Consider the following 23,739-nt stretch of genomic DNA (forward strand, 5'->3'; position numbering starts at 1 on the left):
CCAAGGATCGCGAAGCCCATCAGGTCAGTCTGGAAGCGTAAATGGCGCAGTTGCGTCGGGAAAGGGTATCGACTTATCCAGGGAGGCCTCCCTCGTCGGCCTGTCCGAGCTTCAATCTGCTCGCGAAACGACAGGCGGCCGCGCCAGCAATGGCGAGGCGATCGGCGTCGGAGGAGTCAGCAGAGGGCGTATTAGCCGCGGAGACGGAAGCGGAGTAGCTGCCGACGGGTCACCCGTCCAGCGAAGAGTCGCCCACGATCCACGAAGCGGTGAAGGCTAGAGTGGCGACTCAAATTCAGTCGATTGGGAGGTGCCCTTTGAGAAGGGAGAGAGGTTGATCCGTTTTTTTGGGGATGTGGGCATTTCGAAGGTGGTTTGCTCGTGAATTGGAGATACGGGGCAGTTGTGGAACGGATATCCTGAGTAAAGGCCCAATATGTCCTAACGATTGGAGGGCCGCAGTGTGGTAAGCTTCGTGGTTTAGGAGACGATAGATTCATGGATTATTTGGAAGTTGCACTGTTTGTGTTCGCGGTAGTTGGAGTGGTTGGTCTCGGCATTTGGAAAAGCCGAGGTCGAGAGCAGGAAGGCGAGGGGGGAGCGTCTGACTATTTTCTGGCAGGGCGCGGCCTGACTTGGTGGTTGGTTGGATTCTCTTTGATTGCTGCTAACATTTCGACGGAGCAGTTTGTTGGCATGTCGGGGTCGGCGGCTAATTGGTTGGGGATGGCGATCGCGTCGTACGAATGGATGGCGGCGGTTACTCTGGTGGGCGTGGCGTTCTGGTTTCTGCCTAAGTTTTTGAAGGCTGGCCTGTATACGATTCCTGAATTCTTGGATTATCGTTTTGGCGGGGTCGCACGTTTGGCCATGGCGATTCCGGCGATTGTCACGCTCGTATTTGTGACGACTTCATCGGTCATCTTCTCTGGGGCGAAGTTCGTGTCGGAGTATTACAATGACGTTCCGGTTTTGAATAATCTGTCGGCCATGTGCTGGTTGATCGCCGGGGTTGCGGCCCTTTACGTGTTTATCGGGGGTCTGAAGGCCTGCGCTTGGACGGATCTCATTTGGGGTACGGCTCTTATTTTGGGCGGTGTTTTGGTGATGTGTTTTGCATTTTCCGAGTTGGGGGATGCCTCTGCGGAGGACTTGATCAAGACGAAGGTCGCGAATTCGGAAGCAACGGTGCATGATCTCGAATCTGCTAGTTCGTGGGAGCGGTTTATGTTGCTCAATGATGGCAAGGATGGAGAGGCCGTGGCGCGAAATGGGCCAAACGGCTCTGGAGGCAAGGTGCACATGGTGAGGCCGGCTGAGGACTCGGACCTTCCTTGGACCGCTCTCATCCTAGGGCTTTGGATACCGAATTTCTTTTATTGGGGGCTGAATCAATACATCGTCCAGCGGACGCTTGGTTCCAAGTCTCTGGCGGAAGGGCAAAAGGGCATCGTGTTCGCGGCTTTCTTGAAACTGATCATTCCCTTTCTCGTGGTGATCCCAGGGATTCTGGCCTATAACCTTTTTAGCGGGGATCTGTTGAATGCGTCCACTGGCGAGTACGACTATGATAGGGCATTTCCTGTTTTGGTTCGCAACCTGATAAAGCCGTTTCCGCTGATCAGCTGGTTCGTTCTGGCCGCGCTTTGCGGGGCTGTTATCAGTTCGCTAGCCTCGATGCTGAATTCGGCCTCGACGATTGCGACGATGGATTTGTATTCGAATTTTTCGGGTGAAAAGAACCCGAAGAAGCTGGTTATGGTTGGCCGCGCATTCGTGGTTCTATTCGTTCTCTTCGCTGCGATTGTCGCTCCTATGCTGGACAAGATGGATAGCATTTTCGCCTTCATTCAAGAGTTTCAGGGCTTTATCTCGCCGGGCATTCTGGCGGTATTCATATTTGGTTTCTTTTCTCCAAGAACGCCTCGCTATTTCGGGGTCGTGGGAATCTTGGTGAACGCGTTCTTCTACGGAGCTTTCAAGTGGGTGATTGGCCCGTGGCTTGTCTCCAGGGGGTGGTGGTATTCGAGCGAAGTCGCATTCCTCGACCGGATGGGCCTTTGCTTGATTCTCGTATTGGCGATTGGCGTGGTGATCACCTTGCTTAACCCAATGAAGGAACCGGTCAGAATGCCCGTTAGTGACGCGATCGCATTGGAATCCTCCCGGGGAGCCAAGCTCGGTGGCATTGCGGTATGCGTTTTGACTGTAGCTCTTTACCTGGTATTCTGGTGATCCTGGGCGCGGAGCAAATGGTAGGATGATGGTAGTAGCGAAGTGCTAGGCCGCCGATTTTGACGGTTGGATCTATGAATCTAAGATATGAATACAGTTAAACTGTACCTGTTGGTCGCGGTGGCGACGCTTGCTTCGAGCCTAGCGGTTTCTGCTGAGCCCCACTCGAAACTGCCAAACATCGTATATATTTTTTGCAGATGATTTTGGTTGTGGGGATTTGAGCCGCTGCGAGGGAGCGTTGTCGCCTTGACGGAAGCCCACAGGAATCGGGGTGTACTACAGGTGCGTTCGGAAAACGGGATTGGGTTTTCTTGCAGCGAAGGTGATCCGTTAAAGCAGGGGTTCGATTTTATCTATGGTTTCGATCGCCAACGATTGGGGTATCGCTATTACCCGCACCACCTTTTGGACGATGATCTAAAGGTCGTCTAATTAGACCTTTTCTTCTCTGGTTCGCCACTTTCGAGCCAAAAATCCGTTTCCTCATTTCAAATACCCTTCGTCCCGCGGCTGAGGGATCAAATCGGTAGCCGACTTTTGATTTCGAGAGACTCTGCACCAGATCGGATGCGATTTATTTAGGCGCCCTCTTAGGGAAGAGGTGGGTAGGTTTGCCAGAGTTGCTTCCCTTTGAGCTTGGGGCCCATCTGGCTTTGCCATGTTTGATGGAGCTTCAAGAGTCGCTGAACGATTTCCGGATGGCTGGCGCTGAGGTCTGTCGTCTCGCCGATGTCGTCGTCGAGATTGACTAGGCGCAAGGGACCGCCGGGAAAGTGGATGTCGGGCGCTTTGTGAGCGACCCCATGTTCGTCGAGTCGGTAGGACGTATGGTCCCATTGTATGTTGTTGGAGAGTTTCCATGAGCCCGAGCGCATGGCCCATGTTTCGGCGTCCTTAGCCCAATGCAGAGCGCGATCGGCGAAAGTTGCCCTGCCCTCAAGGAGGGGAATCAGAGACCGTCCATCGATGTCCGCAGGAGCTTTTCCGCCTGCGAGTTCGAGTAAGGTGGGGTAGAGGTCCATGGATGAGACGAGGCTGTTCTCGACTGTTCCCGAGGCGAGGCGTGCCGGGTAGGAGAGGAGGATGGGGACGCGCACGCCGCCTTCGCCAAACATGTATTTCGATCCAGCGAGACGTCCATTATTTGAATACGTATTGATGGTGCCGCCGTTGTCGGAGAGGAAGACGAGAACGGTATTGTCTAGTTGGCTGTTCGATTCGAGGGCGTCGAGCAGTCGGGCGATGTTATCGTCGAGTACTGCGAGCTGCAGAAGGTAGCGTTGACGTCCTTGGGGATCGACCTTTCCGAGGTGACCCCATTTCTGGTGCCACTTTGCCCAGGTTTCCTTGCGGGGATCCCAGAAGGGGAACGCCCAACTGTCGGCATTGCGGTCCCATTTCGCTTGCGTGACACCAAAGCGTTCGAGGTAGTCAGGATGTCCCACGTAGGTGGGCATGTGCATGGCGTTGTAGGAGAGGTGGACGAAGAAGGGCTGTTCGGCGGGGCGTTTGCGTTCGAAGAACTCGATCGCTTCGTCAGTGAAAATGTCAGTAGCGTATCCGTTCTCGTAGGACGCTACCTCGCCGCGATTTCGTTCCAGGGGACCGACTTCGAGGATGCCTAGGCTTTTGCTCAACTTTTGGTAGGCTTTCAAGTCCTTCTCGCTGAGGCGCAGGTAGTCGTGTGTGTGGTGGTTGAATCCGAGGAATTCGTCGAAGCCATGATCGAGCGGGTGATCGGCAGGACCGCCGTTGTTGTGATTTTTCCCGATCTTCTTCGTGGCGTAGCCTAGTTCGCGGAGAGAGGAGGCGATGGTGGAGATGCCTCGTGGTAGCCCCCCTTCGGAGTACCAGTAGTTGCCCCAGCGTTGCTGGTAGCGTCCCGTCGCAAGACCCACTCGAGCAGGGCTGCAGATGGGAGCTGTACTGTACCCTTGTGAGAAGTAGACGCTCTGGTCAGCGATTCTGTCGATTGCTGGTGTGTGGACGTCGTTGGGAGCGTCTGGGTGGAAGCTCATGTCTGCATAGCCAATATCGTCAATAAGTATGAGAATAATATTGGGCTTTTCAGCGGCGTGAAGTTGGCTAATCCCCGTACATAGGATGAGAGCGTATAAAACTGTGCGGAACATGTTATATAATGTTTAGAGGGATTATTGAATGATTGGGAGCGGATCTAGCGTTTGTTGCGGTCGATCGGGAGAAGGGGGAATTCTGGATGTGGGGTGCGAGCCGCGTCGATGGCTTGGTTGAGTTTTCGAGCAATCTCTGGGTGTTGATGGGAAATGTCGTTTTCTTCGGATAGATCCTTGGATAGGTCATAAAGCTCCAGGTCTTGCTCTCCTTTCCGAACGGCTTTCCATTTGTCCTTACGAAGCGCTTGAATGGGGCCTTGTTTTTCATTGAATTCCCAATAGAGGTAATCGTGCTGTTTCTGCCTTTTTGTTTGGCTGAGGAGGGTGGGCAGATAGGAGAGTCCATCGACCGTATCCGTTGGTTGGATATTCGCAATCTCGCAGGCAGTGGGAAGGAAGTCCCAAAAGGCGGAGACGTGATCGGATTTAGTACCTGGGTCAATCTTGGATGGCCAGCGGGCGACGAAGGGGACGCGGATACCGCCTTCGTAGAGATCTCGTTTGCCGCCGCGCAGGGGACCACTGCTGTTGAAGAAGCGGTCATTCCTTTCGTATTCGGGACCGTTGTCGCTGGTGAAGATGACGAGAGTCTTTTCGTCGAGCCCTTGCTCTTGGAGGCGCTCAATGAGGCGCCCAATGTCGCGGTCCATCCGCGAGACCATCCCAGCGTAGGTTACATTACCTTCGCGGTCGTGGCGGTAGTGAGCCTTTTTCATCTTTCGCTCCGGCCAATTGAGGTCTTGGTATTGGCGCTTCGAGTCTTCGGGCACGGTGAGCTCGTAGTGAGGAATCGTATACGCGAGGTAGAGAAAGAAAGGCTGGTCCGAGTTTTGGTCGATGAAACGAAGGGCGGCGTCGGTGAGGAGGTCATGTACGTATTTGCCTTTGGTGTTTTCGACGTCGTTCTCGGGGAGATGGGCGATAGATTCGTTTTCCCAAAGATCTGGCCAATAATAATGATGAGCGTCCTTGTGATTCCTGTAGCCGTAGAAGTAGTCGAAGCCTTGTCGAGTGGGGAGGCTGTCGTCGGATGCCTCGGCGAGTCCCCACTTTCCCACTACACCGGTGTGGTAACCGGCGCGCTTTAGTTCCTCGGCGATTGTAACGTCTTCAGGGCGGAGGTCGACGGCAGTTCCGGAGGCAGTCCAGCGGGGATTGCCGCGAATTGTGGCGTGACCAAGGTGTTTGCCTGTGAGCAAACAGCCACGTGATGGCATGCATACGGTAGAACCTGAATAGTGGTCTGTGAATACCATTCCTTCTCGCGCCAATTGATCGAGGTTTGGTGTCTTTATGCGCTCTTGTTCGTTAAAGCCAACATCGCCGTAGCCGAGGTCGTCCGCCATGATGAAGATGATGTTGGGCTTGGACGTGGCGTGAGCGTAAACGCTTAGCGCGAGGAGTGCCAGGAAGGGGAGGTGAGCTGTTTTGTATTTCATGCGGAGGTGAGTTGAAATAATGGATACAAAAACGTGAAAGGCTTTGGCGGATATTCGCGTCTAGAATAGAGTAACTCAATAGTTACTGGAGATTTCTATTTCGTCGATGAGGTTGGAAATTAGCGCATAAGCGATAACTCATATCATGGTTTGGAGCAACGATTGAACTATCAACTGAGGTATTCAAATTGTTCATTGATCCCGTTCGTTACCCAATATTGTAACAAGAAAATCGATTTCGTTTTCGTAAGGATTGTCGCTTGAATGAGTAAGATATCCAATATGTCCAATTGCGTCGGATTTCTCTTTGAGCTTCGCGCCGAACAGGCCGTGATGAATACCCTCGCCAACGGTTTCAGCCGGAATGGGTTGGTCTTTTCTGTAGATTCCCAAGTAGGGTGGATCGTTTTGGTCGAGATGGTTTATTGGTGAGTACTTATGGTATAAAGATTGCCACTGATCGTATCCTTCTAGGGCTTCAGCCAAGGAGTCGGCCCCGACCGCTCTCCAGATCATCTGGTGCTTCGCTCCTTCTATACCAATCGTTTTTTCGATCCACTTGGGGTCTATGTTGGTCTGACCGTTCTGTGAAATAGCTCCAAGGACCCGTGTGGATTCTCTGGATACGAGATCCTCAGACTCGGGCTCTGCAAGGTCGTCATGGAGCAACAACCATAAAGAAATGCAACCACCGGCGCTTCCACCCATTACGGCGATACGTTTTTTATCGATATTCCAACTTGTTGCGTTATGGCGGATGAACTGGATCGCTCTAGCGGCGTCGTTTATGGGAGTAGGCAATTTGTTTCCGTCCTTGTTGAGTCGGTAGTCTATTGAAATGAACGAAATTCCCTTTTCTAGAATGAGGGTCTGCAGATTGCTCCATCGGTCCTTGGGTTTTAGTTTCTTCGTTCCCCCAACCCAACCGCCGCCGTGAATGTAGACGACGACGGGGGTTGGTTCGTCGCTTTGGGCCAACCAGACATCCATCTGCTGTTTGATATCGCTCCCGTATGCTACGTTTGGCAGATCGGACGGAACCTGGGCCCTACAGGTAAATGGGAGCAGCGAGTAGAATATAAAAATTATGAATGCTAGTTTCATTGCTGCGATATTAGTTTGAAGTTATCGGTTCGAAACGGGCTCGCGGGTAATCCGTTCTTGTCCAACAAGGCCGGTTCGAAAGCATTACTCCAGCCATAGCGTACGGCGATTGGATCTGGCACATCGTCGCTCCAGACCTTTACTGTATTTTCTACGCATATGGCTTTGGCTGGAACAAATACTCGATCTGGTCCGCAAATGAGAAACCCATGGTTTTCGGGATTTAGGACCAGCCCAGTGTCTGCGTAATCAAATGTAATTCGTATGCTGTCGTTATCGATATGATACGATTTTGCTACGGGACCAGCGCTGAATCTATAGGCGTCGCCATAGGCGATTTGCTGCGCGCACAGGGCCAATCTCATGCCGACGGCTTCTTTGTTCCACGGGTGAATATCGTCGAAGTCACCGAGGTCCATCGTTACTGCCATGCCTGTGTGTCCTGTTTCACTGAAGACTTGGAGCTGGGAATCACGCAACTCTGCCCATCCTTGATACGCTTCGTTTCCTTCGAGTGTTTTTCCTTTCCATGAGGGTAGCTGGACAAAGATGAAGGGAAGCGTATCGTCGTGCCAGTCGCCGCGCCAAGTCTTGATCATAGTGGCAAGCAGCTTCCGGTAAAGATAGGGACCTCCTCTCCTGAAATCCATTTGATTTCCATTTGTTTCGCCTTGATACCATATTACGCCCTTGATCGCGTATGGGATTAGTGGTCTGAGCATCACGTCATAGTGGCTTCCTGGGCGGGTCGGGCATTTCGGTCCCATTGGAATCTTTGGTCGGGGACCGAGTTGTGATCTTTCTATCCCTGAGTCTCGCCTATTATCGTAAGCGTTCTGCTCCCTTATGGCCTCCATAACGAGGTTCTCATATGCTTGTGGCGTGTATTTGGATACTTCGGTTTTGTACTGTTCAATGATCGGCTGGAGATCGGGGTCATCAGAAAGCTTGTTTTGAGGTATCCATGTTTCAATTGCGCTACCACTCCATGCGCAGAGAATGATACCGACGGGTACTCCCTTTTGCTTGCGTAATTCACGAGCGAAGTAGTAAGCGGTTGCGGAAAATCCTCTGGCCGTCGCTGGCGAGCATGTTATCCAATCGGATTTGTTTCGCCCAATTTCCCCATGGAACGCCTCCTTCCGAACTTTGATGATGCGGAATAGTGGGTCGTCCGCTTGATCGATATCCTTTCTAATTTCAGGGTTTGATTTTGCGAACATGTTCATTCCGAATTCCATGTTCGATTGTCCGCTGGCCAGCCAAACCTCGCCGACAAGAGTATTGTCTATCGCGATTCGGCTTTCTCTTCCTTGGATAGTCATGGTGGCCGCTTTGGCACTGGCGGGAAGTGGCTCTAGATCGACTCTCCATTTTCCATCGATTATGTCGCTGATCTGTGTTTGGCCCCGATAGTTGACGATAATTTGCTTCTCGTCGGCAGTAGCGGTTCCCCAGACGGGGAGGTGGACGCCTTGCTGAAAGACGGCCTCGTCTGAAAAGAGATTGGCTGGGGTAATTGCGGCGTAGGCTCCGGTTGAGAGGCAGCCTATGACCGCGAGGAGGGGCAAGTGCGTGATTTTGTGTTTCATGCGGAATTGAATTGAAATAGTGAATACAGAAGCTTGAGAGGCTTTGGTGGATATTCGCGTCTGGAATAGGTTCACTTAGTAGTTGCTGGAGATTTCGATTTCGTCGATGAGGACGGTGGCGTCTTGAGTGTTTTCTAGGATGATGTTGTTGCCCCCTTGAACTATGTTACTGCGAACCATTACTTTCGACCATGTCGATGGGCTGGCCGGGAGGGCGATCCTGACGGGATTTCGGCCGTTTGATATGAGATGGACCACGGTATCCTTGTCGGATTGGTAACGAATGCGGTGCGCGTGAGGGCCGAAGCTGCCGTCGTTCTCCTGATAGAATTGCAGTTTTCCCTTTTGGGGGAGGATTGCATAACCAGTGCCGTAGTGACCGGCGATGTTGGCGCTGGTTGTCGTTCCGTCTAGTACGGTGGCGTCCTCAGCTTGGAGTCCGATTCCTGGCACGACGGTGGACTCGCCGGGGGTGAGCCAATGTAGGCCGACGTCGCTCGCGAAACTTTCTTCAATGGTGAATAGTTGGCGGTCGCCGTTATACACGGCGGCTTTGACGGAAGTGCCGAGTTCTACTTTAAAGGGGGCTTCGTAGCGTTGGCTTTGAGCCGTGGGCATCGATCCGTCTGTTGTGTAGCGAACAGTGAGGTCTAACTGACGGGATGTTCCGCGTAGATTAATTTGTCGAATATCGATGGATACGAGATTCGATGTGAGTTGGCGTCGCTCACCGTTGATGGCGCCGACAGTGAGCGAGATTTCGCCCTCTTGGCCTGTGGCTTGGATGAAGGCGCGGGCTAGGCCGAAGAATGCTCGGCGGGTGGTTTGCCCGAAGTTAGGTTCGGTATCGATAGGATTGCCATTTTCCAGGGAGAGGATTCGGGCGGGGCCTTCGAGGTGGAATGAGAGTCGGTTTTCGCCATACGGATAGAAAACTCCTTGGTCGTCGAGCTGTGAAACGGTGACGATGGCTAAGTCGTCTATGCTTGTTTCGAGGTCGCTTTTGTTAGACTCGATTTGAATTTGAGAGGGTGCTTGAGCGGTGGCTTGGCGGGCGCGAGCGACTTCCTTGCCGTTTTTGTAGGCCACGGCTTCGAGGGTGCCAGGTTCCCAGGGCACATACCATTCACATTGCATTTCTTCGGCTTTCAGGCCGGGGCGATCAATGCCGAGGGAACGTCCGTTGAGGAAGAGCTCGACTACGTCCGCATTGGAGTAGGCCCAGACTGGAATGAGTGTGCCGGTTTCCATCTTCGGGTGAGTCCAATGGGGAAGGATGTGGACCATGGGCTCTTCGGTCCATTGGCTTTGGTAGAAGTAGAAGAGATCTTTCTCGAAGCCGGCTAGGTCTAGGGGGCCTCCCATGAAGGCGCGGAATGGCCAGCCGCCGTGCACGTATCCCGCTTCGCCCACGTAGTCGAAGCCGGTCCAGCGGAAGTGTCCTGAGAACCAAGGAAGGTCGCGCATAAGCTCCCAGTTCTTGCGAGCTGTAATGCGGACTGTGGCGTTGTCGTATGAGGAGTTGAAAACTTGTTTGCCGGAGGTTTTTTCTGAAGCGGGAGCCCAGTCGTAGGTGAAGATTTCCTCTTCGGTCAGGTCTTCGAGCGGAAAGGGATCTAGGTTTTTGTTCGGGTATCCATCGCGCCACCAGGTTTTGGTGCGGTAGTAGCCGCGTACCTGCCATGTGTGCGGGGCTTCGGTGGAGACGAAGGGCTTGTCGGGCCGCTCCTCTTCGAAGAACTGGCGCTTTTCAGAGGACCCGTTGACGCCATATACGTCCATGTGCTCTGAACCGGAGTGTCCGGAGGTGACTGGGCGAGTGGTATCCAGTTCCTTGATGGCGGCGACGAGTTCGGGCGCGACGGGGCCGCGGGTCTCGTTGCCGACGCTGTAGATGATGACGCATGGGTGGTTGCGATCGCGTTTCACCCAATCTGTTAAGTCGGTCTTCCAGTGTTCTTCAAAGAAGCGAGCGCCGTAGTCTTGGGGAGCTTTGCGAAGCCAACCATCGAAGATCTCATCCATGACCAACATGCCCAGCTCATCGCAGATTCGGTAGAATTCGGGGACTTGCGGGTTGTGGGCAACACGGATGGCGTTGACTCCCATATTCTTGAGGAGTTGGACCTTCCAGCGGAGGATTTGGGCATGAGCTTCGCCGCCAAGGGGACCTGCTTCCAAGTGGTCGGAGACCCCCTTGAGCTTTACGTTGCGGCCATTTAACCAGAAGCCCGTTTCCGTTTCCCAGCGAATCGTGCGGATGCCGAATCGAGTTTCTACTGAATCGACGATTTTTCCCGCGAGAGCGATTTCGCTGACTGCGGTGTAGAGCTGCGGCGAAAGGGTGTCCCAACGTTTGGGATTGAGGACGCTAAGGCTTTGGGTGACTTCCTTCTGGCCTTGGAGTTTGCGGGTTGAGGAGGCGACCTCTTTTCCGCTAGGATCGAGGACCCGAGTGGTGAGTGTGGCTCCTTTGGGTGGGGTGGCCGCTAGATTGGTCGCGATCGACACGGTTGCTTCGCGATCGGAGATTTCAGGAGTTTGAACGAAAACGCCGTTCGGGGCGACATGCAGGGGATTTGTGACGACAAGGGAAGCAGGGGCGTATATGCCGCAGGGGTGATACCAGCGGGCGGAGGGTTCGAGGGAATTGTCGACTCGGATGGCGATCTGGTTTTCGCCAGCTTGGAGATGGTCGGTCAGATCGATGCCGAAGGAAATGTAGCCGTATGGGCGCCCGCCGACTTCCTTGCCGTTTACCCAGATGCGGCTGTCCATGTAAATGCCGTCGAAATTTATGCGGACAATTTTGTCTTTCCAATCGGTTGGGATATCTAGGGTGCGGCGATACCAGCCGATGCCACCGGGCTTGTAGCCGCCTTTGTCGCTCTGGGCTGCGTCTCGGTCATAGGGAGCGCGGAAGGCCCAGTCGTGCGGAATGTCTTGCGCTTGCCATCGGGAGTCGTCGTAGGCCGGATCTTGGGCATCGGGTGCGTCGCCGAGGTGGAAGCGCCAGCCATCGTTGAGGGAGATGGTTTCACGTGACGTAAGGTTCGCAACGCACGTGATCGCGGAGAATAGAGTGATGAGGGTCGTCGTCCTTCGAAATAGGTCCATTGGACTTCACTTTACTACTGGAAGGCCGGAGTGGGGTAGGCGGCATGGAGCAAAATGTTGTACGAACGATTCATAGAGGAGAATTTGGCAATGGGGTGGCTTGCAATTGGGGCGAGCGTGGGATTTCAGGCGCATGGATTCGAGGCAATTGAAAGCATGCCTCAATTCTTCTATCGGGCGGCGTCCTACACCGCTGAGGTTGCTGGTAGTGAGTTGCGCAACCCTAGTGCAAGCGATTGCATCATTTGAGATACCACCAAGAGGGCGTTTTGCGTTATGATCGGAGCCGTTTAGGGTGTTGCTGATTGGCTTTGCGAGCTGAAGCGCGAAATGCGCATTGTCTGGGCGTATCCTTAGTAATTCGAATGAAACCTCAAAATATCCTGCGACTTTTCCTCTTCGCTTTTCCGATTTTATCGTTGGCGGAAGCGGCTGAACCTTACGAACCGATTGTGGAGAAATCGGTCGAGGAGCTCTGGAGATGGCAGGAACTCGAGGCTCTGGAGGGGTTTGGCGCTCGCATCGCTGCGGAGGCTCCGGATGGAGCGATTTGGTTTGCTCGGCGGAATACTGTTCTGCGTTACGACGGTCGGAGTACGGAACGTTTTCAGCTCGATGGCATCCCCTCGGATGCCAAGGTAAAGGACCTCCATGTATGTAAGAATGGACAGGTCTTCCTTTTTACGGATAGGAGTCTTTGGGTTCGGAGCGGAGGAGAGTGGCAGCTGCTTTCCAGCGAGGAATCGCCTTGGTATACGCTGAACTACATCAGCGAGTCGCAAAATGGGGATGTTTGGGTCGCTATCAACGATGGCCTCTTGAGGATTCGCGAAGGCGTTGCCGATAGGATAGGGCTGGATCTAGGATCGGTTGGAGCTACGGCAGTCGATAGCGAGGGGCGGCTTTGGGTATCGCACTCGTCTTCAGGCAAGGTCGTGGTTTTCGATGTGCGGGATGGGGCACTGGAGCTGTTTAGGGAGTATGGATTGGGCATCGAGAACGAGCAGTTTGGCAATCTGTATTTTGATTCCGATGGTCGAATGTGGTTTATTCTCCCTGGAGTCGGGGGGGGGCTATACGTCTTCGAGGATTATGAGCTGCAATCGGAAGAAGCGCATTTGGCGGACGGTGGGATGAATTATCTATCGCGATCGATAGCGGAGGTCCCTCGGGGAACGATGTGGTTTATCGGCTCTCGTCGATTGGGCGAATATCGGAATGGTAAGCTGAAAGTGCTTGGAGTCGAAGATTTGCCGCTGCCGACCTCGTATCCGTTCGCTACAAGATTGTCTGGGGACCGTCTGCTTATTGGTGGAGTCGCTTCGAAGACCTTTATCGTAGATTTGTCTGATGAGCATTGGATGACCTTGAGAGATCTGAACTTTCAGTGCGAGGGAGAGAGCGGAACGTATTGGTTTATTCATCACGATCGTCGTGTCGTTCGGTGGCAAAGGGAAGAGGATCGTTGGGAGGCGCTCGACGTTGAGGATGGCATGCCCGAGTCGCCGAACCGGATATTCGCTTCTAGCGATGGCGTGGTTTGGGTGTCGGGCCACCATAAGCGCGATGCTGCAGTGTCTTATTTCGAAAACGGCGTTTGGAGTCGCGAAACATTTCCGGATGTGGGATCGATCATCAGTCATCTTGGCGTGACCGAGGCGGAGGATGGTTCGGTGCTTTTCGGGTCGGGCAGCGTTCCGGGAGCTATAGGAGGCAGGAAGGGCGGAGCCGTCGTTTTCAGGAGGGAAGACGGGCGGATGGTCGGGACGCAAGTATCGCCACCGATTTTCCCCGGTCGAATTGCGAACATTGTAGAACGTAAGAACGATGGGTTTTGGTTTGGAGCCGCTTCTTTGGCCCATCGTCTTGGCAACGGTTCGTTGTATCCTGAAAGAATCGAACGATTTGAGGACAGTTGGATCGATGATCTGGCGATCGATAGCGAGAATAATCTATGGGCTGCCTTATGGGGTAGTGGCGTGTATCGGTATAATGGAGACATCTGGGAGGAGTTTGGCGAATCTAATGGGATTGGCAGCGATCGCGTCGTCTGTTTGCTGACTGATCGTTCCTTGCCGGGGATTTGGGTGGGTACGGACAAGGGGCTGAGCCGTTTTGATGGTAGTAGCTGGACGAATTGGTACCTGCCGAAAGACTTAGCTTTCTTTCGGGAGAATAACACGTTGCGGGGGAGTGGCGATGGGGCGCTTTGGCTGAATTATTCCTATCGCTCTTGGCTGGTGGAGGGGCATTTGGATTCCAGATATGCAGACAGGTATCGAACAGTTCGATACACCGCGGATCGCCTCGCTCCAGAAACGAGTATCGTTTCCTTCGATCGGGAGGTGCCGGAAGGGGGGCAGATTGGATTCACTTGGGAGGGGAAGGATGCATGGTCGAAGACCGGAAGCGATGCGTTGCAGTATTCGTGGAAATTGAACGGAGGTGATTGGTCGGTGTTTTCACCCGAGAAAAAGGTGGTCATCAGCGGATTGAAGGGAGGGGCTCATTCATTTGAAGTTCGAGCGCGGGATATTGATTGGAATTTAGATGCTTCCGCGGCTCGCGCTGAATTTAGGGTTATTCTCCCGCTTTGGAAACGTGGTTGGTTTATCCTGACAATGATAGCGACGCTAGGGTTGATTGCCTATCTGACGAGAGCGCTGTTCAAGTCTCGATTGCAGGCGGCTTTGGCTATGGAAAAATTCAAGCTCGAGTTTTTCACAAACATCTCGCACGAGCTTCGTAACCCTTTGGCGGTGATTGTGGGACCATTGGAAAGCTTGCTTGCGAGAGAAAGGAATGGAGACGATCGGGGGTTGCTGCGCATCGCCTTGAGGAATGCCCGTAAGATGCAGGGGCTGGTCGATCAACTTCTGCAGTTTCGCAAGCTTGAGATTGGAGGCGCTCGGATTCGGTTGTCCCGCGGAGAAATAGTGGGGTTCGTCAAGGATGCTGTGGAGGCGGAGGCCCCGCTATGGAAGCGGAAAAATCAGAACGTTTTGGTGGTGACTCGACCAGAGTATCTAGAATGCGAATACGATGCAGACAAACTGCAGAAGATTGTGGACAATCTTCTGAGCAATGCGATCAAGTATACGCAGGAAGGCGGTAGGATTGAGGTTGGCTTCTCTGCGGAAGAAGAAGGAGGCGAGTTGCAAGGCACTCTTTGGGTGGAGGATTCTGGAAAGGGCATTCCAGCTCATGAGATCGATTTGGTGACCAAGCCTTTTTATCGAGTCAACGGATCGCTTGAAGGCGAGAAAGGGTTCGGGATCGGACTTGCCCTTGTTGGTCAGCTCGTGAGTCTTTGGGGAGGTGAACTTCTCATCGAAAGCCCTCCATTTGAAAAAGATGTTGGTACGCGGGTCACGGCAAAATTGCCGTTGGCGAAATCGAAGGAGAGTTATTCGGTTTCAGAGGTGGAGTTAAGCGGAGCAGTCGTCCAGGGCGAAGAGCGTCGGATGCAGGTGCTTTTGGTGGAGGACAGCGAGGACCTTCGCTCGTTCATGAGAGGAGAGTTGAGCAGTCGATTTGATATTCTGGAGGCGGCTAACGGGCGTGAAGGGTTAGAAGTGGCGATACGAGAGAATCCAGATCTCATTGTAAGCGACGTTATGATGCCGGAAATGGACGGATTCGAGCTCTGCGCTCAGATTCGTTCCAATACGGAAACTTCGCATATTCCCATTGTTTTGCTTACGGCGAAGAGCGCTGAAGAGCACAGCGTAGATGGAATCAAGGCGGGAGCGGACGCCTATTTCGCGAAGCCGCTAAACATGGACCGATTGCGAGCACGGATCGATCAGCTCCTGACGACGCGGCAGCAATTGAAGGATCGCTTCGCTAAGCAGTTGGTGGTTGAGCCAACTGAATTGACGGTGTCTTCGACGGAAGAGGCGATTTTGCGAAAAGCGATCGAAGTAGTGGAGAGGAGCATGGCGGACGAAGGTTTTGATGTAGAGCGCTTCGCTCGGGAAATGGGGATGAGCCGTACAACATTATATCGGAAGTTGAAGGCATTGACCGGGAAGGGCCCCAATCCTTTTATACGCTGTATGCGATTGAAGCGAGCTGCCCAGCTTTTGAGCGGTGGCAAATTGACGGTTTCGGAAACTCTGGAGCATGTGGGGATTCTGGACCTCAGTTACTTCAGTCGAGTATTCAAAAGCGAATTCGGCATGTCGCCTTCAGACTATCTCGATAGAGGAAGAAGGAAGCAGGAGCGGGAAGAAGTAGGTGGTTGAAGTCGGTGTTGAAACGAACTGTGCACCCGAGAATCAAGTGTTTGGATTGTTTGTGCTAACTGTAATCTCAATCTCTATGAGATAGTAATTGGCAAGTGCCCCATAAATGCCCCCCCCCCTCCCAGCCCCTTTTTTTTTTATTATTGCCCTTTCGCTTTTCTAGAAGATGGAAACTAACCTGTAGTTGAATGAAGAATACATTGAAGATAGTCTGCTTGATTTCGAGCATCGTTGTCGTTGGACACTTGTGGGGCGGGATGCCTCATGCTGAGCCAAGGAAGGAGCTCCCCTATAAGGAAACGGTTGAAATCGAGCCGCTGAACCAGTCTCCGTCCTCTGAATTATCGCTTTGGTACAACGCGCCTTCGTCCTATTGGGAAGAAGCTCTGCCGGTAGGGAATGGGCGATTGGGAGCTATGGTTTATGGAGGGGTCTCGGGAGAGCTGATTCAGTTGAATGAGGAGTCTATTTGGGCAGGACCTCCGGTACCGGAAGGGAAGGGAAGTGTTAGCGAGGCGATTGATAAGGCGCGTGAACTGCTTTTCGCGGGCAAGTACATCGAGGCTCAAGAGCTGGTGGGGACGACCCTGCCATCGCGGATTGTGCCTCGAAGTTACCAGACGATGGGAGAGCTGGGGTTCGATTTTGGATTCGAAGGCGAAGCAACGAACTATCGACGCGATTTGAACCTGGATACAGCCATTGCGACGACCTCATTCACGATTGATGGCGTTAACTACTCTCGAGAAGTGATGGCTAGCCCTGTCGATGATGTAATTACGGTGAACCTAACTTCGGATCATCCAGGAACGATTTCATTTGTGACCTCGGTTCAGCGAGACGGGATCTTTTCTGTGGAGGCGGAAAGCAGTGATACGCTTGTAGCTCGAGGGCAAGCCTCTCAAAGAGGAGAGCAATTAGGTGTAAAGTTTGCGACGGTCTACCAGTTTGATATTAAGGGAGGCGCTTCTTCGATTCAAAGCGGGAGAATTGTCGTTAGCGGTGCGGATTCTGTTACTTTATATATTGCAGCAGCGACTGATTATAACGTCAATGACACGGCTAATCCATTCACTCATGATTTAGTGGCTGAATGCAAGCGAACCCTTTCATCCGCAATAGAAAAAGGATACGCTTCGGTTAAGGCCGAGGCCATAGATTCGCATCAGGACCTGTTTCAGCGAGTGTCTTTGGATTTGGGTGAGTCGTCCTCGGAGTCGACTTTAGAGCGATTGACGAGCTATAAGGAAGGACGGGATGTCGATCCAAATTTCGAGGCTCTCTATTTTCAATATGGTCGTTATCTTCTTATAACATCATCTCGGGCTGGGACCTTGCCGGCAAACCTCCAAGGTATTTGGTGTTCTCATACTGCGGCCCCATGGAATGGCGATTATCATTTAAATATTAATATGCAGATGAATTATTGGCCGGCGGAAATTACGAATCTGTCGGAATGTCATCTGCCTTTTATGGATTATATAGAAAGGCTTGTTCCCGCTGGGCAGAAGACGGCTCGCGAGGTCTATGGAAATCGCGGATTTTTGTCAGGGCATGCCTCTGATGTATGGCATTTTTCGATACCGTTCGGCAAACCTCAATACGGTCAGTGGGTCGTTGGCGGAGCCTGGGCGACTCAGCATTTTATGGAGCACTACCGGTTTACGGGCGATCGCGACTTTCTTGAAGGCAGAGCCTATCCCATTCTTAAGGAGTCTGCTTTATTCTTTCTGGATTGGCTCGTTGAGGACCCAGCGACGGGAACATTGGTTTCTGGCCCTAGCTCTTCTCCCGAAAACAAGTTTTTGCTGCCTGGCGTAACCGCGGAAGATTATGCAGAAGAGCTTAAGGCATTTCATGAATCTACGGCATCCAAGAAGGCCAAGATAAGCAAGATGGAGCTTGCCGATATTATGTATAAGAGGGAGCTTTTTAGCAACTTATCAATGGGGCCATCAATGGATCAGCAGATCATCTGGGATGTTTTTACGAATGCATTGGAAGCGGCCGCCATTCTAGGAGTAAAAGATGCTTTCACTAGGGATGTCGAACGTGCGCTCGACAAGCTTGCAATGCCTAAAATCGGTTCCGACGGTCGGCTTATGGAGTGGGCCCATGAGTTCCAAGAAGAGGACGCCGGGCATCGTCATATATCCCATCTGTTCGGGTTGTATCCTGGGCGCCAATACAATTTGAACAATGCGCCTGAGATGGTTGCGGCAGCGCGCAAGTCAATCGATGGCCGTCTGGCAAGCGGTGGCGGCCATACGGGGTGGAGTCGTGCGTGGATTATAAACTTCTGGGCTCGATTCAAGGAGGCGGAGAAGGCTCACCACAATATCGTTATGCTGTTACGGAAATCGACCTACAACAACCTTTTTGACAAGCACGCTCCCTTTCAAATCGATGGTAACTTTGGGGGAACTGCTGGTATCGCTGAGATACTTCTGCAGTCGCATGCTGATGAAGTGGAATTGCTGCCAGCCTTGCCTCAGGCGTGGGGAGACGGTTCGGTGAGCGGGCTCGTCGCTCGTGGTGGTTTCGAGATCGACATGGAATGGAAGGGCGGAGCGTTGACTGCGGCGACGTTGCGATCGAAGCTGGGCAATACGCTTAAGCTTCGCTACGGGGAGAAGCTAGTCAGTGTGTCGACTAAAAAGGGTGGATCGTACGATCTTATGAAGGAATTGAAGAAATGAAGTATTTACGACGGATCATTGCCTTTGCGTTCTTTGTAGGAGTATCACTTTGCGCGGCTAGCGACCGCCCCAACGTTATTCTGATTTATGCCGACGATCTTGGAGTCGGTTTATTGGGAAGCTATGGTCAGAAGGTTATAAAGACTCCGCATATTGATAGTCTCGCGGAAGAAGGAATGCGATTCACGAATTACTACGGAGGGGTTCTCTGTGCTCCGGCTCGCTGGTCTTTGGCTACGGGAATGCACGACGGGCGTATTGGTGGTTGGCAGGAGACGACGGCTGGTCTTCCCATTTTGCGGGATACGGGCGAGATTACCGAGGAAGAGTTTCAGAAAAGGTTTGCGGCTCTTAAGGCGAGCGCCCACCCGATCGCCGATAATGAAGTATTCCTAGGGCAGGTCGCTCAGAGGGCGGGCTACGTGACGGCTCAATTCGGGAAGTTGGATCGTGGCTTTCTTACCTGGGCCGAGCGGGTCGAGCGCTTCGGCTGGGATTATCATGAAGGATACTATGATCATCGCAGGGCGCATGGCTTCTATCCACCCTATTTGTGGCGCAATGGCGAACGTTTCGAATTGCCGGGCAATGATGATCCTCACTGCGGTAAGATGAGCGAGAAAGGTGACGAGCCCGTTGGTTCGGGAGGCGAGACCTATTCTCAAAACGTATTCATAGAAGGAATACTGAATTTTATCCGTAAGCATAAGGATGAGCGGTTCTTTCTGTATCATCCTACGCAGTTGCCCCATGGTCCGGTTGCAATTCCCGAGCTGCACCCCGACTATGCGGATAGGGACGGGTGGTCGTTGGCGGAGAAAAAATACGCGTCCATGGTAAGAATGCTGGATGATCATGTCGGGTTGATAATGGCGGAGTTGAAGGCTCTGGGCATTGATGATGAAACGATCGTATTCTTTACGTCCGACAACGGGCACGAGCTTTATTACGGACCAAAGGGGCGGTTCAATCAACAGCGCCTACCAAATGGCGAAAAGGCGAACTTGACCGATAAGAAATGGAGGACATCGGAACATGGAGATATTTTTGACGGTGCCGGGGGGCGCGCAGGCTTGAAGAGGGCTGGGTACCAAGGGGGGATGCAGGTTCCGATGATTGCACGTTGGCCGGGACGTATCAAAAAGAATGCGACGACCGATCTGATGAGTGCTCAGTATGACTTTATGGCGACATTGGCCGAGCTCGTCGGCACCGATTTGCCGGAAGGAAAAGATAGCATTTCCTATTTGCCCACCCTGTTGTCGAAGCAGCAGAAGAAAACACACGACTACATTGTGGTAAATAATCATTTCGATCGAATGGGCAAAACGGCACTCATTGGTCGAGATGGGTGGAAGCTGGTCGAAGTGGATCGTGATCGGGACGAGTTTCAGCTCTACTATATAGCAAAGGACAATGAGGAACGCTTTGATCTAGCGAATAGTTATCCAGAAAAGGTCGAGGTTTTGAAGAAGATTTTGCTGAGCAATATCGATTCCGAGCGACCGGATCTTTGACTGGCGATCATCTGATGATGTGCTAAAAAGTTGAATGCGATCGGCTTTGGGTAATTTAGTCGCGTTCTATTAAGGTGATCCTCGCTTTATGGATTGCGGCACTGGCGTGGTCTCGTTCGAGTCCCGCTGCAGGGGAAACTGAGCCTCCACACGGAAAGCCCTATGTTTACAAGGAGGCGAGGTTCCACAAGAAATGGAAATCTATTTTCCTGGGGGCTGGAGTTCCCCGGATCGATTCCTGGCAGGTTTAGGATTCTTAGAGGGCGATCCAACTTTGGCGGAGACTGGAGGGAGCGAGTATCCCGGTAGAAGTGAGGGTTCTATGGAGAGTATAGAGTGACTGTGATATTTCCAATCGCTAGTGCATTGTCCTAAAAGTAGTATTTATATTTTTATGCTCGCAGGTTGAGCGGGTTGTTTAGCCTCTAAACCTTAACTGCCTGTGTTCATCTTCGTAATCTGCGGGCCCGAGTAGATGGGGATAAGTTCCCTCTTTTTCAGCGAAATTAATCTAGTTGTATCAATAACATATGTCGTTGTATTATGAATACGTTTTGCTCCTGTTTTTCTTTTTTACGAAGTGGTTGTCGCACGTGGGCCTTGTGGAACTTGCTGGCGGCGCTTTCTAGTAGCGCTGCGCTGGGTGGTGACGACCTAGCGGTATGTATCGATACGCATTTAGATGGTCGCCCGATAAGCTATAATTTGGTGGGATTGCATCAGGTTTACACTTTTACGCCCGACCCTGTGTTTGAGGAAGGAGATTTTGCTGAGTGGGTGGAGGCGAACGGTTTTTCGGTATCACGATTTCCGGGAGGCACGACGGTTAAATACTGGGACTGGGAAGCGCCCACGGGGCAGCCGTTCAAGGATCCAATGTTGCCGACCTTTGATTCGAAGCTAAATGAACCCGAATCGGAGTGGATGAGTGTGGATGAGTATCTCGATTTTGTTGAGGCGACCGGAATGACACCTTTAATCGGAGTGAACTCGTACATCGGCGCGGTGCACGGCAAGGAATTGGAGATGATAGAGAAGGCGGTTCGTTTGGTCCGGCATGTGAAGGAGCGCGGGTTTGGGGGCGGATTTTGGTATATTGGAAATGAGGAGATGCATAAGCACGGTGGGCCAGCGGAGCACGCTCGAGCCTTTCGAAAATATGCGACGAGGATGAAAGCCGAAGATCCAAACATTAAGGTTTTCTGGAACGATAATAATCCAAGTAAAAAGAGCGTCCGAGAGTTTTTGGAGAACGACGGAGGGACGGCGGATGGCTTGGAAACGCATGGGAAGTGGCCTTATGGCGGAAGCCCGGAACTTCCACCCGCTTCCTATGAAGAGTGGCTGGGTGAGGTGCCGTTGCGAGATCGCAAGAATGGCGATCGAAAATCGGGAGGGCGTGTTTGGCGGTATGCGGCGGATGAATACAGATCCATTGCTAGGTCGATGGGGAGGGATTTGCTTGTCGCCAACAATGAATACGGATTCGGCAGCGCGAACAATATGGGCTCTTTTTCTCGCTTTCAGAAAGGGCTTTTGGCGACGGAGTTTTTGATGGAGCTGTATATCGGCAATTGGGATATGACGGCTTTTTGGGATCTGGCGCTCCGCTCAGAGGACGGAGTCTTGGATCGGCAGAATGGCTTCCGAGTGAATCCCGCCGGAGAAGGAATGGCTCTCCTGGCGGAGGTCCAGGGAGGGACCTTTCTGCATGCGGTGAAGACAGGGAAGCCATCGGTGCATGGCTTCGCGGCCCGAAAGGATGGCGTGGTCTATTTGTATTTATTGAACAAAACGGGAGATTCTCATCGTTGCGATATTTCGCTCGATCCTGCTGGGTTGAGGAAAGTGGAGTTGCAGACGCTTACCGAAGGCGAGGATGGCTATGGAAAATTGATGTGGAGTTCTAGGACAATTGACGAAGGCTCTCCGGCGGTTGAATTGCCTGCGATGAGTTTTGCGAGGATTACAGTACACCCGTTGGAGAAAGTGGCTTCGGCGAGGAGTGCAAGGACCCTGCAAGAGAAGCCCAACATCATTTGGTTGATGGCGGAAGATATAGGTTTGGACCTCGAATGTTACGGCATGAAGGGGGTGAGTACCCCGAACCTCAATCGCTTGGCGGAGGAAGGCACTCGCTATACGGGCGTTTACTGTCCGAGTCCGATTTGCTCGCCGAATCGATCCGCTATGATGGTTGGTGTCGATCGAGCGAAAATTGGAGCGCAGCACCATCGAAGTAAGCGAAACCAACCGTTGCCAGCTCCCTACAAACCGATGACCTATTGGTTGAAGGAAGGGGGTTATACGAATATTATTGGTAGCGATCTCGTGATGGGCAAAGGGACCAAGATCGATTGCAATTTCAAGACGAAGATGTTGGGCTCCTACGATGGCGTGACCCAATTTGGGCTTTTCGACAAGAAGCTAGAGTATACCGAGGAGGATCAGCCTTTTTTTTAATCAGATACAGCTACAGGTGACGCATCGAGGAGATTGGTGGCCCAATTTGCGAGAGAGGGCAGAAACGCCTGTTTTGGTAGATGAGATCGAGCTGCCGCCTTACTATGCGGATACCCCAGAGGTCAAAAGGGATTGGGCGAATTATTTGGATACGATCGAGTACATGGATCGGGAGGTCGGGTTCCTGATGGATGAATTGAAATCCAAAGGGCTAGACTCGAATACGGTAGTGATTTTTGTCGGAGACAATGGACGGTGCAACCTCAGGGGCAAGGGGTACCTATACGAACCCGGAGTGCATGTTCCGATGATCGTCTAGGGACCCGGTATCATTGAAGCAGGTATGATAGTGGAAGGACTTATCAGCGTGACGGACATCACGGCCTCGATCCTCAATCTCGCCGGAGCGGAAATCCCAGGCTACATGTCCGCTCGTCCCGCTTTTGGTGTGGAGCAGCCGGAGTATAGGGTGTTTGTGCGTTCTGCTCGGGATGTTTGGGACGAGATCGATGATTGTTCTAGAAGTATCGTCGCTAACGGATTCAAGTACATTGTGAACCATAGGGTGGAGATTCCTTGGGATGCAGGGCAGGCGTATTTGGATCTCAATCGACCTGCTCTCCATGTTATGCGCCGCTTAGATCGAGAAGGGCGCTTGAGCGAAGATGAGCGAATTTTCTTGCAGCCGAGAAAGCCGAATGAGGAGTTGTACGACCTAAGGTCGGATCCGCATGAAATGAGGAATCTGGCGAGAGATCCGATCTATTCTGAAGTGCTCGGACGGATGCGCGGCTATGAGACGGAGTGGCTGGAGAACCACCGGGAACAGGGACTCGAAGATCTGGGAAAGCGGCAGGTTGGGAAAGCGTTGCCGGCACAACTCGTTCGAGAAGCATTGAAGAAGGACTATCCGGATCTTTGGAAGCGATTAGAGTCCGGGGAAATTGTAAAAACGAAATCGCTGATGAAGCGAATTGGCGAGAAGCGGGAGAGTTTAAGGCGAAGTTCGGTCGATTTCAGTGGCAGTTTGTGAATTGGAGGAATTCGACAAGTACTTGGAGGATATCTCCTACCTTGGTTTTGGAGGGCTGTGGTTAAATACGGGCCGTAATTCGCCCCGTTGACAGCGACTGAAGTTTCAGAGCCACAGGCGTAACGTTGGAGGCGAGTTGAAAGACTAACTCAAGC

General features: G+C 52.4%; 13 protein-coding genes. 8 read left to right on the forward strand and 5 right to left on the reverse strand.

Annotated features, from left to right (window positions below; translation table 11 throughout):
* Together QEH57_RS24055 and QEH57_RS24060 are read left to right on the forward strand one after the other, a co-directional pair.
* On the forward strand, window positions 1-280 hold a 280-nt coding region (locus tag QEH57_RS24055), incomplete at its 5' end, for a hypothetical protein (protein WP_309009358.1).
* A 218-nt stretch (window positions 281-498) separates the two neighbouring features.
* Window positions 499-2,235, forward strand: coding sequence for a sodium/solute symporter (locus tag QEH57_RS24060; protein WP_309009359.1), 1,737 nt, complete (start codon window positions 499-501; stop codon window positions 2,233-2,235).
* A gap of 593 nt (window positions 2,236-2,828) precedes the next feature.
* Here the strand turns inward: QEH57_RS24060 and QEH57_RS24065 are convergent.
* From QEH57_RS24065 to QEH57_RS24085, 5 genes are all read right to left on the reverse strand, one after another.
* Window positions 2,829-4,370 (reverse strand): sulfatase-like hydrolase/transferase, encoded by a 1,542-nt coding sequence (locus QEH57_RS24065; protein WP_309009360.1) that lies wholly within the window; start codon window positions 4,368-4,370, stop codon window positions 2,829-2,831.
* A gap of 44 nt (window positions 4,371-4,414) precedes the next feature.
* Complete coding sequence (locus QEH57_RS24070; protein ID WP_309009361.1) at window positions 4,415-5,812, reverse strand: arylsulfatase; 1,398 nt, start codon at window positions 5,810-5,812, stop codon at window positions 4,415-4,417.
* 192 nt (window positions 5,813-6,004) lie between these two features.
* Entirely contained in the window at window positions 6,005-6,916 is a 912-nt protein-coding gene (locus QEH57_RS24075) for an alpha/beta hydrolase (RefSeq protein ID WP_309009362.1), read from the reverse strand.
* Window positions 6,913-8,508: a sialate O-acetylesterase gene (locus tag QEH57_RS24080; RefSeq protein WP_309009363.1), complete on the reverse strand. Its 1,596-nt coding sequence runs from the start codon at window positions 8,506-8,508 to the stop codon at window positions 6,913-6,915. The genes QEH57_RS24075 and QEH57_RS24080 overlap by 4 nt, the downstream gene beginning before the upstream one ends.
* Window positions 8,509-8,583: 75 nt before the next feature.
* A complete protein-coding gene (locus QEH57_RS24085) occupies window positions 8,584-11,625 on the reverse strand; it encodes a sugar-binding domain-containing protein (protein ID WP_309009364.1) in 3,042 nt (1,013 codons plus the stop codon).
* A gap of 365 nt (window positions 11,626-11,990) precedes the next feature.
* Here QEH57_RS24085 and QEH57_RS24090 point away from each other — a divergent pair, with 365 nt between their 5' ends.
* The 6 genes from QEH57_RS24090 to QEH57_RS24115 all read left to right on the forward strand — a co-directional run bounded on the left by QEH57_RS24090 (window position 11,991) and on the right by QEH57_RS24115 (window position 23,584).
* Window positions 11,991-15,872, forward strand: coding sequence for a response regulator (locus QEH57_RS24090; RefSeq protein ID WP_309009365.1), 3,882 nt, complete (start codon window positions 11,991-11,993; stop codon window positions 15,870-15,872).
* Between the two features lie 188 nt (window positions 15,873-16,060).
* Complete coding sequence (locus QEH57_RS24095; protein WP_309009366.1) at window positions 16,061-18,571, forward strand: glycoside hydrolase family 95 protein; 2,511 nt, start codon at window positions 16,061-16,063, stop codon at window positions 18,569-18,571.
* Window positions 18,568-20,088: an arylsulfatase gene (locus tag QEH57_RS24100; protein WP_309009367.1), complete on the forward strand. Its 1,521-nt coding sequence runs from the start codon at window positions 18,568-18,570 to the stop codon at window positions 20,086-20,088. The genes QEH57_RS24095 and QEH57_RS24100 overlap by 4 nt, the downstream gene beginning before the upstream one ends.
* Window positions 20,089-20,631: 543 nt before the next feature.
* Complete coding sequence (locus QEH57_RS24105) at window positions 20,632-22,551, forward strand: sulfatase-like hydrolase/transferase (RefSeq protein ID WP_309009368.1); 1,920 nt, start codon at window positions 20,632-20,634, stop codon at window positions 22,549-22,551.
* A 73-nt stretch (window positions 22,552-22,624) separates the two neighbouring features.
* Entirely contained in the window at window positions 22,625-22,870 is a 246-nt protein-coding gene (locus QEH57_RS24110) for a sulfatase-like hydrolase/transferase (RefSeq protein ID WP_309009369.1), read from the forward strand.
* Between the two features lie 24 nt (window positions 22,871-22,894).
* Window positions 22,895-23,584 (forward strand): hypothetical protein, encoded by a 690-nt coding sequence (locus QEH57_RS24115; RefSeq protein ID WP_309009370.1) that lies wholly within the window; start codon window positions 22,895-22,897, stop codon window positions 23,582-23,584.
* Window positions 23,585-23,739 lie beyond the last annotated feature (155 nt).

Origin of the sequence: Pelagicoccus sp. SDUM812005, from assembly GCF_031127875.1 — a bacterium.
In the GTDB taxonomy this organism is placed as follows: domain Bacteria; phylum Verrucomicrobiota; class Verrucomicrobiia; order Opitutales; family Opitutaceae; genus Pelagicoccus.

What these genes read in the sequence shown, in the direction of transcription:
- QEH57_RS24060 (WP_309009359.1), top strand. Translation starts at nt 499, where the DNA reads ATGGATTATTTGGAAGTTGCACTGTTTGTGTTCGCGGTAGTTGGAGTG.
- QEH57_RS24065 (WP_309009360.1), bottom strand. Translation starts at nt 4,370, where the DNA reads ATGTTCCGCACAGTTTTATACGCTCTCATCCTATGTACGGGGATTAGC.
- QEH57_RS24070 (WP_309009361.1), bottom strand. Translation starts at nt 5,812, where the DNA reads ATGAAATACAAAACAGCTCACCTCCCCTTCCTGGCACTCCTCGCGCTA.
- QEH57_RS24075 (WP_309009362.1), bottom strand. Translation starts at nt 6,916, where the DNA reads ATGAAACTAGCATTCATAATTTTTATATTCTACTCGCTGCTCCCATTT.
- QEH57_RS24080 (WP_309009363.1), bottom strand. Translation starts at nt 8,508, where the DNA reads ATGAAACACAAAATCACGCACTTGCCCCTCCTCGCGGTCATAGGCTGC.
- QEH57_RS24085 (WP_309009364.1), bottom strand. Translation starts at nt 11,625, where the DNA reads ATGGACCTATTTCGAAGGACGACGACCCTCATCACTCTATTCTCCGCG.
- QEH57_RS24090 (WP_309009365.1), top strand. Translation starts at nt 11,991, where the DNA reads ATGAAACCTCAAAATATCCTGCGACTTTTCCTCTTCGCTTTTCCGATT.
- QEH57_RS24095 (WP_309009366.1), top strand. Translation starts at nt 16,061, where the DNA reads ATGAAGAATACATTGAAGATAGTCTGCTTGATTTCGAGCATCGTTGTC.
- QEH57_RS24100 (WP_309009367.1), top strand. Translation starts at nt 18,568, where the DNA reads ATGAAGTATTTACGACGGATCATTGCCTTTGCGTTCTTTGTAGGAGTA.
- QEH57_RS24105 (WP_309009368.1), top strand. Translation starts at nt 20,632, where the DNA reads ATGAATACGTTTTGCTCCTGTTTTTCTTTTTTACGAAGTGGTTGTCGC.
- QEH57_RS24115 (WP_309009370.1), top strand. Translation starts at nt 22,895, where the DNA reads ATGATAGTGGAAGGACTTATCAGCGTGACGGACATCACGGCCTCGATC.